This window comes from Streptomyces sp. R33, assembly GCF_041200175.1.
Taxonomy (GTDB): Bacteria; Actinomycetota; Actinomycetes; order Streptomycetales; family Streptomycetaceae; genus Streptomyces; species Streptomyces katrae_B.
The window spans coordinates 6,625,623-6,641,599 of the sequence record NZ_CP165727.1 but is presented as its reverse complement, the minus strand read 5'-3'; the positions used below and the strand labels follow the sequence as shown (position 1 = coordinate 6,641,599).

Sequence of the window (15,977 nt, the reverse complement as noted above, 5' to 3'; positions counted from 1 at the left end):
CTTGGCTACGGAGCGGTAACCAGTCAACAGCGGTGGTTGGATGAGCGGTGTGAGTGCTGCTGACGAAGTACTGGACGTGGTGGACCGGGACGACCGGGTGACGGGCCAGGCGCCACGGGGCGAGGTGTACGCGGGCGGGCTGATCCACCGGTGCGTGTTCGTACAGGCCAGGGATGCGCAGGGGCGGATCTTCGTGCACCGGCGGACGGCCTCGAAGCTGGTCTTCCCCTCGGCCTACGACATGTTCGTGGGCGGGGTGCTGGGCGCCGGCGAGAGCTACGCGCAGGCCGCCCTGCGGGAGGCCGAGGAGGAGCTGGGCGTGCAGGGGCTGGCGCAGCCGGTGCCGCTGTTCAAGTTCCTGTACGAGGGGCCGGGCGGGGCCTGGTGGTCGTACGTGCACGAGGTGCGCTGCGATCTGCCGGTGCGGCCGCAGGAGTCGGAGGTCGCCTGGCACGCCTGGCTCTCCGAGGAGGAGCTGGCGCAGCGGGTCGCGGACGGCGCGTGGGAGTGGGTGCCGGACGGGCTGGAGGCCTACCGGCGACTGCGCGCGCACCGGGAGTCCGGCCAGTAGATTGATCAGGTGATCGACTTCGTCAAGGACGTGCGCCTCTGGTTCGCGCCGCAGCGGGTGAGGGACGAGGGCGAGACTCCCGACTACCGGTTCTCGCTGGCCAACGAGCGGACCTTCCTGGCCTGGATCCGGACCGCGCTCGCCCTGGTGGGCGGCGGTTTCGCGGTGGACCAGTTCCTGCCGGACCTGCGCTGGGGGGTGCGGGTCGGGATGTCCCTCGCCCTGCTCGTGGTGGGTGCGGCCTGTGCGCTGCGGGCGGTGAACCACTGGGTGAAGTGCGAACGCGCGATGCGGCGGGGCGAGGATCTGCCGCTGTCCCGGTTCCCGGTGGTGCTGAGCCTGGGGGTGGGGCTGGTCGCGGTGTCGATGGTGCTGGTGGTGCTGTTGGGCTGGACGAGCGGGCAGTGACGCCCTCCGGTGCGGCGGCGGAGCGTGACGCGGGCCTGCAGCCCGAGCGGACCCGGCTCGCGTGGCGGCGTACGACACTCGCCTGCTCGGTGACGGCGGTGCTGGCACTGCGGCAGGCGCTGCGCGGTTCGGGCTCGCCGGTGGAGGTTCTCGGGGCGGCGGTGATCGTGCTGATCTGGCTGGCGTTCCTGGGGGTCGCGCACCGGCGGATGCGGCAGCTGGCGGCGGCCCGGCCGCTGGGGCTCGCACCGCGGTCGGCTCTGGCGGCGGTGGCGTGCACGGTGGCGCTGTCGGTCTTCGCGGTGGCGGTCATCTTCTGAGCGGCTGGTCCGATGATCCGGCTTGTCCGCGCCACTTGGAACACAACAGGCGATAAGGGGCATTCCGCATTAGCCTCGGCGCCATGACGACCATGCACCAGGAACACCGGACCCACGAGCACACCCACGGCCCCGACTGCGGCCACACCGAGGTGTCCCACGGCGACCACGTCGACTACGCCCACGACGGCCATCTGCACCGCGAGCACTCCGGACACTGGGACGAATGCGAGCCGTCGGGCCACACCGCCCACGAGGCCCACGACCACGCCCACGGACCGGCCTGCGGGCACGAGGCCGTGCAGCACGGCGACCACGTGGACTACGTGCACGACGGGCACCGGCACGCCGAGCACGACGGCCACTACGACGACCACTGACGGACCGGTGGTGCACCACTGACCGCCGCCGCAACGGCCGTACCGACCGGCCCCGCTCTCCCCCGGCGCCGCCGCGACTGGCAGGATGCTGACCGCTTGTCAGAGCGACCCGGGGAGAGCAGATGACCGCCGAAGAGCCGTACCTCGTCCAGCCCGCGAGCGGGGTGTACGCCTACGTCCAGCCGGACGGCGGCTGGTGCCTCAACAACGCCGGCTTCGTGAGCGACGGCGGCCGGACCCTTCTCATCGACACGGCGGCCACCGAGCGGCGGGCGCTGGCCCTGCGCGAGGCGGTCGTGTCGGCCGGGGTGCCGTTGCCGCGCACGGTGGTCAACACCCACCACCACGGCGACCACACCTACGGCAACGGCGTCTTCGCCCCCGGGGCCCTGGTCCTCGCGCACGACAACGCGCGCACCGAGCAGCTCGCCGCCGGTCACCAGCTGGAGATGATCTGGCCGGCGACCGACTTCGGTGCGATCGAGATCACCCCGCCCGACCTCACGTACAACGACCGGACGACCCTCCACCTGGGCGGGACGGAGGTCCAGGTCATCCACCCGGGCGTCGCGCACACCACCGGGGACTCGATCGTGTTCCTGCCCCGGCAGCGGATCGTGTTCACCGGCGACCTGGTCTTCGCCGAGGGCACGCCGTTCCTCGCGATGGGCTCGCTGGCCGGTTCGCTGCGGGCGCTGGAGCTGCTGCGCTCGCTCGGCGCGGAGACCGTCGTACCGGGCCACGGGCCGTTGACGGACCCGTCCGCGTACGAGGCGACCGAGCGCTATCTGCAGTACGTGGCCGAACTCGCCCGGGAGGGCAGGGCGAAGGGGCTGACCCCACTGGAGGTGGCGCGCGAGGCCGATCTCGGCGAGTTCGGGGCGTGGCGGGAGAGCGAGCGGCTGGTGGCGAACCTGCACCGGGCGTACGCGGAACTGGCCGGCGAGCCGGAAGGGGCGCCGCTGAACATACTGGCGGTGCTCCAGGACATGACGGTGATGAACGGCGGGACGCCGATCCTCTGTCACGCGTGAGCCGCGAAGTACGGGCCGGGGGATCGCCTCCGGCCCGTACTCGTGCGCCCTGCACACTGGACGACATACCGACTGGTCGGCATGATGGCTTTCGTTCGCTCGTCCTCGTCCATTCCGCACGGAGGTGCGCACCATGACCTCAGCGTCAGCGTCCGCTTCAGCCGGCCCCAGGGGCCTCGATCTGGAGCGGCTGCGCGGTCATCTCGACCGGGCGCGGCCGGGGCTCGTGGCCGGGGAGCTGCGCGGCCGGCTGATCGAAGGCGGCCGCTCGAACCTCACGTACGAGATCACCGACGGCACCGCCCGCTGGGTGGTGCGCCGTCCGCCGCTCGGCCACGTCCTGGCGACGGCGCACGACATGCGGCGCGAGCACCGGGTGATCCGGGCGCTGCACGGTACGGCCGTGCCGGTGCCCGAGCCGGTGCTGCTGTGCGAGGACGAGTCGGTCCTCGGGGCGCCGTTCTACGTCATGGAGTACGTGGACGGGGTGCCGTACCGGACGGCCGGGCAGCTGGCCGCGATCGGCCCCGAGCGCACCCGCCGGGCGGTCCTGGGCCTCGTCGACACGCTGGTCGACCTGCACGCGGTGGACCCGGAGGCGGTGGGCCTGGGCGACTTCGGCCGGCCCGAGGGCTTCCTCGACCGCCAGCTGCGCCGCTGGGGCAAGCAGCTCGCGGCCTCCCGGGGGCGCGAGCTCGCGGGCATCGACGAGCTGCACGGCGCGCTCGGCCGCGCCCTGCCCGACTCCCCCGCCCCGACCGTCGTGCACGGCGACTTCCGGCTGGACAACGTACTGATCGGCGGTCCGGACGACACGATCCGGGCGGTGCTGGACTGGGAGATGTCCACGCTCGGCGATCCGCTGACCGACCTCGGGCTACTGGTGATGTACAGCTCGGACCTGGGGCTGACCGATTCCCCGGTCAGCACGACGAGCGGCGCGCCCGGCCATCCGGCGCCGGCCGAGCTGATCGAGAGGTACGCCGCCCGCTCCGGCCGGGACACCGGCGCGATCGCCTGGTACACGGCCTTCGCCTGGTTCAAGCTCGCGGTGATCCTCGAGGGCATCCACTACCGCTACACGCTCGGGCAGACGGTGGGCGCGGGATTCGACCGGATCGGCGAGCTGGTCCCGGTCTTCATCGAGCACGGTCTGACCACCCTCCAGGAAGGCTGAGACACACCCATGGACTTCGCATTCGACGCCCGGACCGAGGAACTCCGTGCACGGCTCCTCGCGTTCATGGACGAGCACGTGTACCCGGCGGAGCCCGTCGCCGCCGAGCAGCGCGCGCGGCTGGCCTCACCCTGGGACACCCCGGCCGTCTTCCGTGAGCTGAAGGCCGAGGCGCGCCGTCAGGGCCTGTGGAACCTCTTCTTGCCCGATGCGGAGCACGGCGCCGGGCTGACCAACCTGCAGTACGCCCCGCTCGCCGAGATCACCGGCCGCAGCCCGCACCTGGCACCGATGGCGACCAACTGCGCGGCCCCGGACACCGGGAACATGGAACTGCTCGCACAGTTCGGCAACGAGGAGCAGAAGAAGCAGTGGCTCGAGCCGCTGCTGGCCGGCGAGATCCGGTCCGCCTTCGCGATGACCGAGCCCGAGGTGGCCTCCTCGGACGCGACGAACATCGAAACCCGGATCGAGCGTTCGGCGAGCGGTGGCGGGGCCGACGAGTACACGGTCACCGGCCGCAAGTGGTTCATCTCCGGGGCCATGAACCCGGACTGCAAGATCTTCATCGTCATGGGCAAGACCGACCCGGAGGGCTCCGATCCGCGCCGCCAGCAGTCGATGATCCTTGTTCCGCGCGACACCCCGGGCGTCGAGGTGCGCCGGGCGATGACGGTGTACGGGTACGAGGACCACGACCACGGCGGCCACGCCGAGGTGGTCTTCGACGGGGCCCGGGTCCCGGCCGCGAACCTGATCGGCGAGGAGGGCACCGGCTTCGCGATCGCCCAGGCGCGGCTCGGCCCGGGCCGGATCCACCACTGCATGCGGCTGATCGGCATGGCGGAGCGGGCCATCGAGCTGATGTGCCGACGCGCGGTGGGGCGTACGGCCTTCGGCAAGGAGCTGGCCGCGCAGGGCGTCGTACAGAACTGGATCGCGGACGCCCGGGTCACGGTGGAGCAGCTGCGGCTGCTGGTCCTGAAGACGGCCTGGCTGATGGACACGGTCGGCAACCGGGGTGCGCACACCGAGATCCAGGCCATCAAGATCGCGACCCCGCGGGCGGTGGTGCGGATCCTGGACGACGCTGTGCAGTTGCACGGTGCGGGCGGGGTGAGCCAGGACTTCCCACTCGCCGAACTGTGGGCGGCGGCGCGGACGCTGCGGCTGGCGGACGGACCGGACGAGGTGCACCAGCGTTCGCTGGCGCACCGGGAGTTGAAGAAGTACGCGGGTCGCCCGTGAACGTGGAGGAATCGTGCGGGAGTTCGCATGAACCCATGTGCGAAGTGAAGGCGATGCGGGAGGCCTTTTAAGAAACCTTGTTGAACAACCCCGCCACGCCGAGGCGTTCTTGATTTGCGCCTGTCAATCGGATCAGGGTTCTCCAGAAGGTTTGACGCCCCACACGTCAACATGAGGAGAACCCTCCAGATGGCAACTCACAAGCGTTCGCGCGGTTTCCGGTACGCGGCAGTCGGCGCGGGAGCCGCCACAGCGGCCGCCGTGACCCTGCTCGCCTCCCCCTTCGCGGGGGCGGCGGCACCGGCCGAGGGCACGGTCTACGGACTGGGCGCGCCCGGCGCGATCAGCGGAAGCTACGTCGTCATACTCGACGCATCCGCGAACAAGGAACAGCTGGCCAAGAAGTACGGAGGCGAGCTGAAGCGCTCCTACAGCTCCGGGGTCAACGGCTTCTCGGCCGCGGGCCTGAGCGAGACCGAGGCCAAGCGGCTCGCCGCGGACCCGGCCGTCGGCAAGGTCGTGCAGAACAAGAAGTTCACCATCAACGCCACTCAGGACAACCCGCCTTCATGGGGTCTGGACCGGATCGACCAGACGGCCAAGAAGGGCGACAAGAAGTACAGCTACCCCGACGGTGCCGGCGAGGGCGTGACGGCGTACGTCATCGACACCGGCATACGCACGACGCACAAGGACTTCGGCGGCCGCGCGACGTCCGGCTTCGACGCGGTGGACAACGACGACAGCGCCGACGACGGCAACGGCCACGGCACGCACGTGGCGGGCACCATCGCGGGGACCGCGCACGGCGTCGCCAAGAAGGCGAAGCTGGTCGCGGTGCGGGTGCTGGACGACAACGGCTCCGGCACCACCGAGCAGGTGGTCGCCGGGATCGACTGGGTCACCCAGCACCATTCGGGACCCTCGGTGGCCAACATGAGCCTCGGCGGCGGGGCGGACGAGGCACTGGACGAGGCGGTGCGCCGGGCCATCGCCTCGGGCGTCACCTTCGCCGTGGCGGCGGGCAACGAGTCCGCCGACGCCGGAAAGGGCTCCCCCGCGCGGGTTCCGGAGGCGATCACCGTCGCGTCGAGCACCATCGACGACGAACAGTCCTCGTTCTCCAACTTCGGCTCCGTGGTCGACCTGTACGCGCCGGGTTCGGACATCACGTCCGCCTGGAACGACAGCGACACCGGTACGAAGACCATCTCGGGCACGTCCATGGCCACCCCGCACGTGGTGGGCGCCGCGGCGGTCTACCTGGCCGCCCACCCGTCCTCGACCCCGGCGCAGACGGCCGCGGCGCTGACGGGCGCGGCCACGGCGGGCGCGGTGAGCAACCCGTCGCCGGGCACGGCGAACAAGCTGCTGAAGGTCGCCCCGTAACGGGAGACCGGACGCACTGACCGCTCTCCTACGGTCGCAGCGCGCGCAGCAGCAGGTCGGCGAGGTGATCGGCGACCTGCTGCGGCGTGAGCGGGCCGTCCGTGCGGTACCAGGTGGACAGGTGGTGGACGGAGCCGAAGTGGTAGTCCACCACCAGGTCCGCGGGCGTGGCAGTGGAGAACACTCCGGTGCGCTGGCCTTCCTCGACCAGCGCCCGGAAGCGCTCGTGATAGCGCCGGCGCTCCGCCCGTACCTGCTTGAACTTCTCCGGGCTGAGCTGGTGCATCGACCGGAAGAAGATCGCCGCGTCGTCGAGGTTCTCGATGGTGGTGACCACCACGTCGGCGGCCGCGACGCGCAGCCGCTCCTCGACCGGGGCATCGGAATCGGCCACGGCGTCCAGGCGCTGCTGCTGGAGACGCAGCATCCGCGAGTACACCTCGTGGAGCAGGTCGTCCTTGGATCCGAAGTAGTGGTAGAGCGCGCCCTTGGTGACCCCGGCCGCCTCGACGATCTCCTGTACGGAGGTGCGGTCGTAGCCGCGCTCGGCGAACAGCCGGGTGGCGACGGCCAGCAGCCGCTGCGGCACCGGGGTTTCGTGCGTGCCTTCGGGCTCCGTGGTCCTGGCAGCCATGGCGCCGACCTTCCCTTCCCTGATCTCTGGTCCGTACCACCGGCAGAGCGACCGGCAGAACGACCTGCTCTACGACTGCTGTACGACCGTACGACTGTTTTCAGCCGCGATCGCGCAGTTCCCGTCGCAGGATCTTGCCACTCGTCGTCTTCGGCAGAACAGGCAGGATCTCCACTTGCCGCGGGTATTTGTACGCGGCGATGCGGGCGGCACAGTACGCGGACAGCTCCTCCGGCCGCACCGAGGTACCGGGGCGCAGGCTGACGTACGCCTTCACGCTCTCGCCGCGGTACGGGTCCGGGACGCCGACCACGGCCGCCTCGCGCACGGCGGGGTGGGTGTAGAGCACGTCCTCGACCTCGCGCGGCCAGACCTTGAACCCCGAGGCGTTGATCATGTCCTTCTTGCGGTCGACGACGTAGAGCCAGCCGTCCGCGTCCATGAAACCGACGTCGCCGGTGCGCAGTTCACCGTCCGGGAAGGCCTTGGCGGTGTCCGCCGGCAGCCCCCAGTAGCCGGGGACGACCTGGGGTCCGCGGACGGCTATCTCGCCGGTCACGCCGAAGGGTGCCTCGCCGCCGTGCTCGTCCAGGATCCGTACGAGCGTGTCGGCGCCGGGCAGGCCCACGGAGAGGGTGCCGGAGGCGGGGTCCACCGGGGCTTCGAGGTGCACGGGCACGGAGGCGCAGGGGGCGGTGCACTCGGTGAGGCCGTAGCCGTTGCGCAGGTAGAAGCCGAAGGCGGCGCGGAGGCGTTCGACGAGGGCGGGCGGGAGCGGGGCGCCGCCGGAGGAGATCACCTGGAACGAGGCGAAGTGGTCCGGGGTGACCTCGGGGTGGGCGGCGAGGGCCATGAAGGCGGTGGCCGGGCCGACGGTGTAGGCGGGGCGGTGCTCGAGGAAGGCATCGAGGACGACGCCGGCGTCGAAGCGATGGGCGAGGACGAGCGTGCCGGCGTTGGCGAAGCAGGCGGCGAGCTCGCAGACCATGCCGGTGATGTGGAACAGGGGCGCGAGGGCGAAGTACGCGGCGCCCTCGGGGAGCGGGTGCCCGGTGACCTGCCGGACGGCGTTGTGGGTGAGCGCGCCGTGCGGGTTCATGGCGCCCTTGGGGGTGCCGCTGGTGCCGGAGGTGTAGCTGATGAGCGCGGTGTCGGCGGCGGTGAGGCCGGGGTCCGGCGGGGCGGGGTGGCCCTGGCGGGCCACGGCGGTGAGGTCGGCCGGGGCCACCCCGCCGGCCGGGGCCGGGACGGCGGCCGGGGCCGGCATGGCGGCGGTTTCGGCGTCGGGGCGGGCGGGTCCGGACGGGGCGGCTGCGGCCAGTGGGCGTCGCGGCTGCGGGATCAGTCCGGCGGTGCCTGCCGACGCCGGCGCGGAGCCCGGCGCGGTCGGGACCGGCGCGGTGGCGGAGCCCGGCTCCGTCGGGGCGAAGACGCGCGGGTCGTTCCGGGTCTGGAAGTCCCGGTCCGAGGCGGTCAGGGCGACCCGTACGGCCGTCCCGCGGACGGCCTCGGCCACGTACGCCGTCCACGCGCCGCCGTCGCAGATCAGCGCGGAAGCCCCCGAGTCGCGCAGGATGTGCCCGATCTCGCCCGATTTGTACATGGGGTTGAGCGGGACGACCACCGCCCCGGCCTTCCAGGCGGCCAGGACGGCGAGCACGAAGTGCGGGGTGTTCTGCAGCATGACGGCGACCCGGTCCCCGCGGCGGATGCCGCGCACCGCGAGGTGGCCGGCGACGGAGTCCGAGAGCGCGTCGGTCTCCGCGTAGCCGAGCCGGCCGTCGAAGTAGGCCAGCGCGGTGCGCTCCGGGCCCCGGGCGACGGCGTCGCGGAAGGCGTGCAGCACGCTGGGCGGCGGGGAGACGGGGGCGCGCTGGGCCGGGCTGAGCAGCCCGAGCCACGGCTTGGCGGCATAGCCGGAGGGCCGGGTCACCTGGTCTCCCACTTCTGCTGGAGGTGGTTCATGCTGCCGAGCCAGCGGTCCGGTTCGGTGGCGCGCGCGGCGTAGTAGTCCGCGACCTCCGGGTGCGGGAGGATCAAGAACCGGCCCTTCTCCATGCCGTCGAACAGTGCGTCCGCAACCGCTTCCGGCTCGATCGCGGTCGGCGCGAGGACGAGGTCGCCCGCCGAGCCCGCTGCCGTCAGCATGTCGGTGCGGACCCCCTGCGGGCAGATGGCGTGGACCTGCACGCCGCGGTGGCGGTAGGTCAGCGAGAGCCACTCCGCGAAGGCGAGCGCACCGTGCTTGGTGACACTGTACGGCGCCGCTCCGATCATGGTCAGCAGCCCTGCGGCCGAGACGGTGGACACGAAGCGCCCGCTCCCGCGCTCCAGCCAGTCGGGCAGCAGCAGCCGGGCCGCACGGACGTGCGCCATGACGTTGGTGTCCCAGGCCGCCTCCCACACGCCCTCGTCGGCGAACGCGTCGCCGCCCGAGGCGAGTCCGGCGTTCGCGCAGTAGACGTCCACCCGTCCGCCGAGGGCCTCGCGGGCCTGGGCCACGACGGCCGAGGCATCGCCCGGGACCGCGATCGCCCGGGCGCCGATCCCGTCCGCCACGGCGGCGGCCCTGGCGGCGTCGAGGTCGTTGACCGCGACCCTGGCCCCCTCGGCGGCGAAGCGGTGGGCGAGGGCGGCGCCGATGCCGCCGCCCGCGCCGGTGACGACGACTCGCTGGTCCTGGTACGCGCTCACGGGATCACCTTTCATGGCCGGATGCCGGGCAGACTAACCGGTCGGTATGTCGGTGTGGAAGGGGCACGGCCCCTAGCGTGGCCGGATGACGCTGTCACGACGGGGGCTGCTGGGACTGGCGGGGACGACGGGGGCCTTGGGGACGCTCGGGGCGGCAGGCGCGGCGCCCGTACGGCCGCCGGACCCGGCAGCCGGAGCCGCCGACCGGGTGCGCACGGGCTTCGAACAGCTCGCAGCGGACGGCTACGCGGTGCTCGCCGGGCAGCGGGTCGGGGTGGTCACCAACCCCACCGGGATCACCGCCGACGCCCGCCACCTGGTCGACGTACTGCACGCGGACGCCCGCGTGGACCTGGTGGCGGTGTTCGGGCCGGAACACGGGTTCCGCGGGACGGCGCAGGCGGGCGACTCGGAGGCGGCCGGGCGCGATCCGGCGACCGGGCTGCCGGTGTACGACACGTACGGCAAGAGCGGGCAGAAGCTCGCGGACGTGTTCACGGCCGCCGGGATCGACACCGTCGTCTTCGACATCCAGGACGTCGGGGCGCGCTTCTACACCTACATCTGGACCCTGTACGACTGCATGCGCGCGGCCGCGCTGGCCGGCAAGGCGGTGGTCGTACTGGACCGGCCGAACCCGGTGGGCGGCCGGCGGGCCGCCGGGCCCGTGCTGGAGCGCGCGTACGCGAGCGGCGTGGGCCGGGAGCCGATCGCGCTCGCCCACGGGATGACGGTGGCCGAGCTGGCCCTGCTGTTCAACGGGGAGTTCCTGGCCGCGCAGCCTGTCAGGCTGAGCACGGTACGGATGACCGGGTGGCGGCGGGACTCCTTCTTCGGGGCGACCGGACTGCCCTGGGTGCCGCCGAGCCCGAACGTGCCGACGCCGGACACGGCCCTCGCGTACGCCGGCACCTGCCTGTTCGAGGGCACCAACCTGTCGGAGGGGCGCGGGACGACCACGCCCTTCGAGGTGGTCGGCGCGGAGGGCGTGGACCGGCGGTGGGCGGAGGCGGCCGAGGCGCTGGGGCTGCCCGGGGTGTGGTTCCGGGAGGCCTACTTCACGCCGACCTTCTCCAAGCACGCCGGGAAGGTGTGCGGCGGGGTCCGGCTGATCGTGCACGACCGGGCGGCCTTCGATCCGGTACGGGCCGGGATCGGGCTGCTGGTGACGGCGAAGCGGGCGTGGAGCGGTTTCGCGTGGCGCACGGACCACTGGATCGACCAGCTGACCGGCTCGGACCGGGTCCGGAAGATGGTGGACGCGGGGGCCGGGGTCGAGGAGATCGCGGGCGACTGGGCGGTGGGGCTGGAGCGGTTCGCGGCGGTGCGGGGGCGGTACCTGCTGTATCCGTGAATCCGCGTGAATCCGCGTGAATCCGTGGGCGACAGAGGTCTGGCCGGGTAAGGGCGGCAGCAGGATGCTGGACGGCACCGGAGAGACGGCCCGGAGGGGGACCTCATGTCGGATGCAACGGCGTCGAGCGGCGGGATCGGGGTCGGTCCGTACGCGGAGCTGACCTTCGACTCCGACGGGGACGTGGACCTGAGCTCGCAGGCCGCGGTGGCGGCGCTGGAGGCCACCGATCTGCTGGTCTTCGCGCACGGCTGGAACAGCGACCGGTCGACCTCGACCCGGCTCTTCGACCGCTTCTACGCCCCCTTCCCGGGGCTGGTGGGGCCGGGGGTACGGCTGGGGTACGTGGGTGTCGTATGGCCCTCGATCCGGTTCTCGGACGAGCCGATTCCGGACTTCGATCGGCACGCCGCACTCGCCGAGCCGGGCCATGGGACGGCGCTGGACCCCGCCACGCTGCGGGCGCTCGGGGAGTTCTGGCCCGGGCGGGTGGCGGAGCTGGACCGCGTCGCCGAACTGCTGGAGGACCGGCCGGAGTCGGCGGCCGCGTTCACCGAATTCGGCGCGCTGATACGGGAGCTGGCCGGTGTGGCTGCCGTCGATGCGGCCGATCCGGCGGAGGCTTCCGACGCGGGTGTGACGGGTACCTGGGGTGTCGCAGCCGTCACGGCCGTCGCGGTCCCGGCCGTGCGGGACGTGCCCGCCATCTTCACGCACGACGTGCTCGAGGTGTGCCGGGCCTTCACCGACGGGCTGATCGAGGCGGGCGCGCTGCCCGTGGGCGCGGCCGAGCCCGGCTTCTCCGTCGGAGGCGGCCTGCGTGCGCTGTGGAACGGCGCCAAGGAGCTGCTGCGGCAGGCCACGTACTACCAGATGAAGAAGCGGGCCGGGGTCGTCGGCGAGCGCGGCCTCGGCCCGGTGCTGGCCGAACTGGCGGGCCACCGCCCGGCCCTGCGGATCCATCTGATCGGCCACAGCTTCGGAGCCCGGGTGGTGTCCTTCTCGCTGCGCGCGGTGCCGGACGGGGCCCGGTACGTGAAATCCGCGACCCTGCTGCAAGGGGCCTTCTCCCACTACGCCTTCGCCGACCGGCTCCCCCACGACAACGGCAGCGGCGGTGCGCTGCGCGGGATGCAGCGCAGGGTCGACGGCCCGGTGCTCGCCTGCCACTCCGCGTACGATTCGGCCCTCAAGGTCTTTTATCCGCTGGCCTCCCGGATGGCAGGGGATTCGGCCGGTCTGCTCGGTTTCGACGAGCGGTGGGGCGCGATCGGGCACGACGGGGTGCAGGCGGTGCCGGGCGCGCCGCGGCTCAGCCTCGGCGCGGCCTTGCGCGCGGGGGTCCCGGAGGCCGGTTGCGTCAGTGTGGACACCGGGTCCGTGGTGCGGCGCGGTGGTCCGCCCTCGGGGGCGCACAGCGACATCTGCCACGAGGAGCTGGCCCGGCTCGTGGTTGCTGCGGGGCGCATGGGGCGCTGAGTTCCGGCCATGTGCCACCCGCACGCCTCGACCGCCCCCGCATGCGCCCGCACCTGACCGGGCATGTTGGGCACATCTCACGGTGCGTCGTCGTTCGACGTAGTACGACGCCCCCCGGTGCGGGCGTGGGCGCGACGGAGGTGAAGGTGTGATGGCGGGTTTCCGAAGTCTGGCGTACCAGGTGCGGGACGCACGCAATGACCGTGCCCTGCGGCGCCATTCGCTGCGCCGCTGCCTGGAGCGGTTCGCTCCGTACGGGCACCGGGCGACGTGGTGGCATCTGTGCGACCGGCACGGGATCGCCCCCGAGGACCGGGGGGCCGATCCGCTGCGGCTGGTCGCGGCGTTGGAGGAGCTGGAGGAGGCGCGGGCGGTCTGGCTGGAGTACGAGCGTCAGTTCGCGGAGCGGCGCCGGCGGGAGAAGTACCACGGGCTGCGCCGCCCGGAGTGGGCGTGGGGCGGCAGCGGGGACGCGGTGGTGCGGTGCGCCGATCCGGGGGTGCGGCCCGACGGGACGCTGGGCGAGGTGCTGCGGCGGCTGGTCGCGGCGCTGGAGTCGGAGCCGGGGACGGGGTGCCCGGTCTGCGGTGAGCAGGAGCTGCGCTGGCCCGCGCCCGTGCCGGGGCAGAGACGGGGGCCCCGCGCGGGGCATGGCAGCTGGGAGGGGGCGTGGGCCTGGGACGGGCCGGTGTGCGAGGGCTGCGGGATCGTCGTGCCGAGGCCGGCGCTGGCGGACTCGGCGTCGGCCACGGATCCGGCTGCGGCGGGGGCGGCATGAACTTGCGGGGGCTGCGGGGGCCGGCGCCGGTCACGGCGCCGGTGTCGGTTTCGGTTTCGCTGAACGGCGGGCGCAGTGCCGCCGACGGCAGCGCCGTGCCCGTGTCCCCGCCGGACGTGGTGGAGTCGGCCCTGGGGGCGGTCGCCGCCGGGGCCGGGGAGGTGCTGGTCCATCCGCGGACCCCGTGCGGCCGGGAGAGCCTCTCGCCCCGGGTCGTCGGGCCGCTGCTGGAGGCGGTGCGGGGCGCGGGGGTCTCCGTACCGCTTTCGGTGCCGGCGGGCATCGGGGCGGAGCCGGATCCGGCGGGGCGGCTGGAGCGGGTCCGGTCGTGGACGGTGCTGCCGGACCGGGCGGTGGTGCATTTCGCGGAGCCGGGGGCCGAGGAACTGGCCGAGGCCCTGCTGGCGCGGGGCGTGGCGGTGGACGCGGTGGTTCCGCTGGGCGGGAAGGACGCCGGGGCGGGGGCGGAGCCGGGTGCGCTCGCGCGGTTCCTGGCCTGGCCGGTACGGGACCCTGCGCGGATCCGGCTGGCGGTGGAGCTGACCGTGGCCGATCCGGCGCTGGTGGCGGGGCTGCGGTGGCTGCCGCCGGTGCCGCTGCTGCTGTTCGGGCGGGAGGCCGCCGCCTGGCCGGTGCTCCGGCTGGCCGCGCGTTGCGGTGCGGGCGCGCGGACCGGCGTGGGCGACGTACTGCACCTGCCGGACGGACGGCCGGCGCGTTCGAATGCCGAGCTGGTGGCGGCGGCCCTCGAGGCCGTCGGTGCGCAGAACGCCGCTACAGCCGGGAGCCGGTGAGCTGTTCGCCGAACTTGTCGTCCGGGTTGGACAGGGCGCAGTTCTTCAGCGAGAGACAGCCGCAGCCGATACAGTCGGTCAAGTGGTCGCGCAGGCGCATCAGCCGGCTGATCCGCTCGTCGAGCTCGGCGCTCCAGGTCTCCGAGAGCCGGGCCCAGTCCTCACGGTTGGGGGTGCGCTCCTCGGGGAGCTGGGCGAGTGCGTCGCGGATGGCGGCGAGCGGGATGCCGACGCGCTGGGCGGCTCGTACGAAGGCCACGCGGCGCAGGGCGTCGCGGCTGTAGCGGCGCTGGTTGCCGGCGGTGCGACGGCTGCTGATCAGGCCCTTGGTCTCGTAGAAGTGCAGCGCGGAGACGGCCGCGCCGCTGCGGGCGGACAGCTGGCCGACGGTGAGCTCGTGGATTTTCTCGGGAATCTGCGGCACGACGCCGAGGGTAGTCGGCCGGGCCGACATTCGTTGACAGACGTGTCGTTGACAGATACATGCGGCCCCACCATGCTGAGCAGCGCTGAGCAAGCGCTTATTCGCCAGGGAGAGGGAGAGGCATGGCCGAGCCGAGGATCTTCACGTCCGCCGAGGAGCTGCACGCAGGGATCGGGGAGGCGCTCGGCCCGAGCGGGTGGCTGGAGGTGGACCAGAAGCGGATCGACCTGTTCGCCGATGCCACCGGGGACCACCAGTGGATCCACGTGGACCCGGAGCGGGCCGCGGACGGGCCCTTCGGCTCCACCATCGCCCACGGCTACCTCACCCTGTCGCTGCTGCCGAGCCTGGTGCCGCAGATCATGCGGGTCGAGGGCATGAAGATGGGCATCAACTACGGCACGAACAAGGTACGTTTCCCGGCCCCGGTGCCGGTCGGCTCGCGGCTGCGCGCCACCGCCGTGATCACGGAGGTCACTGAGGCGGGCGGCGGCGTCCAGGTCGCGGCGACGGTCACGGTCGAGCGCGAGGACGGCGACAAGCCGGTGTGCGTGGCGGAATCGGTGTCCCGCTACTACTTCTGAGGCGCTGCGGAGGCGGGAGCGTCCGGGGCCGAGCCCACCATGCGCAGGACGAGGTCGGCGTACAGCGCGCCGACTTCGTCGGGCGTGCGGCGGCCGGCGGCGCTGAACCAGCGGGCCACGTCGATGCACAGGGACAGGACGGCGAGCGTGGTGCCGGGGACGTCCGGCACGTCGAACTCCCCCGCCGCGACCCCGTCGGCGAGGATGCGGCGTACGGCGGCATCGCTCTGCCGGCGCAGTGCCACGATCTCGGAGCGGTGCTCCGGCGCGAGGGCGTCGAGCTCGTACTGGACCACGCGCGCGGTGGTGTGGTGCGCGGCGTGCCACAGCACGAAGGACCGTACGGCGGCATCGAGCCGCTCGGCGGCCGAGCCCGGGCCGGAAGCGGCGGTCTCCAGGATCTCGAGCGCCTTGTCGTGGCCGATCCGGCTGATCCGGTGGAGCAGCTCTTCCTTGGTCTTGTAGTGGATGTAGAGCGCGGCCGGGCTCATCCCGGCCCGCCCTGCGATGTCACGTGTGGTGGTGGCGTGGTACCCGCGCTCCGCGAACGCTTCGACGGCGGCGACGAGCAGCCGCCGTGCGGCGTCGGGGGTGACCTCCGACCACGGCCGGTAGCCGCCGGCCGTCTCCTCCACGCTGTCCATCGCTCGCTCACCCTCTTCGTCCTGTGGAAGGAACACCCTACCGGAGGGTGAGCAAGCGCTTAGCG

General features: G+C 72.7%; 18 protein-coding genes. 13 read left to right on the top strand and 5 right to left on the bottom strand.

Annotated elements, in window-relative coordinates; translation table 11 throughout:
- The first annotated feature begins 49 nt into the window (after positions 1–49).
- The 8 genes from AB5J51_RS30515 to AB5J51_RS30480 all read left to right on the top strand — a co-directional run bounded on the left by AB5J51_RS30515 (position 50) and on the right by AB5J51_RS30480 (position 6,527).
- Positions 50–571 carry an NUDIX hydrolase gene (locus tag AB5J51_RS30515; protein WP_107093460.1) on the top strand — a complete coding sequence of 174 codons (522 nt, stop codon included), beginning with the start codon at positions 50–52 and terminating at the stop codon, positions 569–571.
- A 9-nt stretch (positions 572–580) separates the two neighbouring features.
- Complete coding sequence (locus tag AB5J51_RS30510; protein ID WP_030294274.1) at positions 581–979, top strand: YidH family protein; 399 nt, start codon at positions 581–583, stop codon at positions 977–979.
- A complete protein-coding gene (locus AB5J51_RS30505; RefSeq protein ID WP_053785855.1) occupies positions 976–1,299 on the top strand; it encodes a DUF202 domain-containing protein in 324 nt (107 codons plus the stop codon). The genes AB5J51_RS30510 and AB5J51_RS30505 overlap by 4 nt, the downstream gene beginning before the upstream one ends.
- 83 nt (positions 1,300–1,382) lie before the next feature.
- The gene (locus AB5J51_RS30500; RefSeq protein WP_053785856.1) at positions 1,383–1,679 is read left to right on the top strand and encodes a hypothetical protein; all 297 of its coding nucleotides are present in this window, start codon (positions 1,383–1,385) and stop codon (positions 1,677–1,679) included.
- Between the two features lie 122 nt (positions 1,680–1,801).
- A complete protein-coding gene (locus AB5J51_RS30495) occupies positions 1,802–2,713 on the top strand; it encodes an MBL fold metallo-hydrolase (protein WP_136224265.1) in 912 nt (303 codons plus the stop codon).
- 133 nt (positions 2,714–2,846) lie between these two features.
- Positions 2,847–3,890, top strand: coding sequence for a phosphotransferase family protein (locus AB5J51_RS30490; RefSeq protein ID WP_136224264.1), 1,044 nt, complete (start codon positions 2,847–2,849; stop codon positions 3,888–3,890).
- A 9-nt stretch (positions 3,891–3,899) separates the two neighbouring features.
- Positions 3,900–5,138: an acyl-CoA dehydrogenase family protein gene (locus tag AB5J51_RS30485; protein ID WP_369779110.1), complete on the top strand. Its 1,239-nt coding sequence runs from the start codon at positions 3,900–3,902 to the stop codon at positions 5,136–5,138.
- Between the two features lie 189 nt (positions 5,139–5,327).
- Positions 5,328–6,527, top strand: a complete 1,200-nt coding sequence (locus AB5J51_RS30480) for a S8 family peptidase (RefSeq protein WP_053785860.1) — start codon at positions 5,328–5,330, stop codon at positions 6,525–6,527.
- Positions 6,528–6,555: 28 nt separating this feature from the next.
- On the opposite strand, the gene AB5J51_RS30475 is transcribed toward AB5J51_RS30480, so the two are convergent.
- From AB5J51_RS30475 to AB5J51_RS30465, 3 genes are all read right to left on the bottom strand, one after another.
- Positions 6,556–7,161, bottom strand: coding sequence for a TetR/AcrR family transcriptional regulator (locus AB5J51_RS30475; protein WP_053785861.1), 606 nt, complete (start codon positions 7,159–7,161; stop codon positions 6,556–6,558).
- 100 nt (positions 7,162–7,261) lie between these two features.
- On the bottom strand, positions 7,262–9,094 hold the full coding sequence (locus AB5J51_RS30470; protein WP_369779109.1) for an AMP-binding protein: 1,833 nt from the start codon (positions 9,092–9,094) through the stop codon (positions 7,262–7,264).
- Positions 9,091–9,870, bottom strand: coding sequence for an SDR family oxidoreductase (locus AB5J51_RS30465; protein ID WP_053785862.1), 780 nt, complete (start codon positions 9,868–9,870; stop codon positions 9,091–9,093). Before AB5J51_RS30465 ends, AB5J51_RS30470 begins: the two co-directional genes overlap by 4 nt.
- Positions 9,871–9,940: 70 nt before the next feature.
- On the opposite strand from AB5J51_RS30465, the gene AB5J51_RS30460 reads away from it, so the two are divergent.
- From AB5J51_RS30460 to AB5J51_RS30445, 4 genes are all read left to right on the top strand, one after another.
- Positions 9,941–11,209: an exo-beta-N-acetylmuramidase NamZ domain-containing protein gene (locus AB5J51_RS30460; protein ID WP_136224262.1), complete on the top strand. Its 1,269-nt coding sequence runs from the start codon at positions 9,941–9,943 to the stop codon at positions 11,207–11,209.
- A 105-nt stretch (positions 11,210–11,314) separates the two neighbouring features.
- Positions 11,315–12,688, top strand: coding sequence for a serine-threonine protein kinase (locus AB5J51_RS30455; protein WP_369779108.1), 1,374 nt, complete (start codon positions 11,315–11,317; stop codon positions 12,686–12,688).
- A 151-nt stretch (positions 12,689–12,839) separates the two neighbouring features.
- Positions 12,840–13,466 (top strand): hypothetical protein, encoded by a 627-nt coding sequence (locus AB5J51_RS30450; RefSeq protein ID WP_136224260.1) that lies wholly within the window; start codon positions 12,840–12,842, stop codon positions 13,464–13,466.
- A complete protein-coding gene (locus AB5J51_RS30445; RefSeq protein WP_369779107.1) occupies positions 13,463–14,260 on the top strand; it encodes a 3-keto-5-aminohexanoate cleavage protein in 798 nt (265 codons plus the stop codon). Before AB5J51_RS30450 ends, AB5J51_RS30445 begins: the two co-directional genes overlap by 4 nt.
- On the opposite strand, the gene soxR is transcribed toward AB5J51_RS30445, so the two are convergent.
- Positions 14,241–14,684: a redox-sensitive transcriptional activator SoxR gene (gene soxR / locus AB5J51_RS30440; protein WP_053785934.1), complete on the bottom strand. Its 444-nt coding sequence runs from the start codon at positions 14,682–14,684 to the stop codon at positions 14,241–14,243. The genes AB5J51_RS30445 and soxR overlap by 20 nt on opposite strands.
- A 122-nt stretch (positions 14,685–14,806) precedes the next feature.
- On the opposite strand from soxR, the gene AB5J51_RS30435 reads away from it, so the two are divergent.
- A complete protein-coding gene (locus AB5J51_RS30435; RefSeq protein ID WP_053785865.1) occupies positions 14,807–15,268 on the top strand; it encodes a MaoC family dehydratase in 462 nt (153 codons plus the stop codon).
- On the opposite strand, the gene AB5J51_RS30430 is transcribed toward AB5J51_RS30435, so the two are convergent.
- Positions 15,259–15,912, bottom strand: coding sequence for a TetR/AcrR family transcriptional regulator (locus AB5J51_RS30430; protein ID WP_136224258.1), 654 nt, complete (start codon positions 15,910–15,912; stop codon positions 15,259–15,261). The genes AB5J51_RS30435 and AB5J51_RS30430 overlap by 10 nt on opposite strands.
- Positions 15,913–15,977: the final 65 nt, after the last annotated feature.